This is a genomic window from Xylophilus sp. ASV27, assembly GCF_016428875.1.
Lineage (GTDB): Bacteria > Pseudomonadota > Gammaproteobacteria > Burkholderiales > Burkholderiaceae_C > Xylophilus.
In genome coordinates, this window is sequence record NZ_JAELTO010000225.1 from 1 (window position 1) to 1510 (window position 1510).

A 1510-nucleotide genomic window follows, 5' to 3' on the forward strand; every position below is an offset into this window, starting at 1 on the left:
AGATGTGTATAAGAGACAGGCGCCGCGCAAGCCCTGGGCCGGCATGCTGGGCGGCCTGGCCGCCGGGCTGGGCCTGGCCTGGCTCGCGCACTCGCTGGGCCTGGGCGCGGCCTTCGGCCAGGTGTTGATGTTCCTGCTGCTGGCGCTGGTGGTGATGGTCGTGGTCGGCATGGTGATGCGCGCCCGCCGCAACGGCCAGAACCAGAATGGCGGCGCGGCCTCGCCCTACGCCTTCCAGGGCGCGGGCGCCAGGCCGGCTCCGGTGCCTGACGCGCCGCGCCAGTACAACCCGGCCAAGGTCGGCAACGACGCCTCCGCGCGGCCGTGGGAGAACCAGGCCACGGCCTTCGATGCCCGCCCGGCAGCCGGTGCCGAATCCGGCTCCATGATCGGCTCGTCCCTCGGCGGCGCGGCCGCCTCGGCCTCGGTCCTGAGCGGCTCGCAGTCCTGGGGGGTGCCCGCGGGCTTCGATACCGAGGGTTTCCTGGCTGCTGCCAAGCGCAACTTCGTCACGCTGCAGGACGCCTGGGACCGCTCCGACATCATCTCGCTGCGCGCGATGATGACCGACGGCATGCTCGGCGAGATCCGCGCCCAGTTGGCCGAGCGCGAGCAGCACATCGGCGGCCAGGTCAACAAGACCGACGTGGTGATGCTCGAGGCGCAGTTGCTGGGCATCGAGGACGTGGGCGACGACTACCTCGCCAGCGTCGAGTTCTCCGGCATGATCCGCGAGGAGCCCTCGGCCGGGCCGAGCCCGTTCCGCGAAGTGTGGAACATGACCAAGCCCAAGAGCGGCAACACCGGCTGGCTGGTCGCCGGCGTGCAGGCGCTGCAGTAAGCGCGCCAGGCCCGGGGCGGGCTTCATAATCGGGGACTATGGCTACACCACAGTCCCCTTTTTCGTTTCTGGATGGACTCGTCCAGCGGATCGGCGCCCATGTGCAGGCGCCCTCGTGGCTGGTCGATGAAGTCCAGCACCGCGCCGTGCTGTTCCTCAACCACGTGCTGCAGCAGGAGCCCGAGGCCATGGCGCGGCTGGCCCGCCAGAAGGGACGCGTGGCACTCGTGCAGTGGCGCCACTTCACGCTGCGCCTGCTGTTCACCTCGGCCGGCCTGTTGGACCGGGCGCCCGACGGCAGCATGCCCGACCTCACGCTGACCGTCACCGACGACTCGCCCTTCACCCTCATGCAGGCCGCGCTGCGCAACGAGAAGCCCGCCGTGCGCATCGAGGGCGACGTGCAACTGGCCGCCGAGATCAACTGGCTGGCCGACAACCTGCGCTGGGACATCGAGGAAGACCTGGCGCGCGTGATCGGCGACGTGCCCGCCCACAACCTGCTGCGCCTGCTGCGCCGGGCCGGCGGCGCGCTGCGCCAGTTCGTCGCCACGCCTGTCTCTTATACACATCTCCGAGCCCACGAGACCGTACAGGAAATCGCGTATGCCGTCTTCTGCTTGAAAAGGGGGGGGGGGGGGGGGGGGGGGGGGGGGGGGGGGGGGGGGG

1 protein-coding gene and 1 pseudogene are annotated in these 1510 nt (G+C 70.5%); both read left to right on the forward strand.

All coding sequences use genetic code 11. The annotated features are described in order from the left end of the window. On the forward strand, window positions 1-841 hold an 841-nt coding region (locus JHD63_RS22505; protein ID WP_198973018.1), incomplete at its 5' end, for a Tim44 domain-containing protein. A gap of 38 nt (window positions 842-879) precedes the next feature. Next, a pseudogene (locus tag JHD63_RS22510) lies at window positions 880-1389 on the forward strand (ubiquinone biosynthesis accessory factor UbiJ); the annotation flags it as partial. Window positions 1390-1510: the final 121 nt, after the last annotated feature.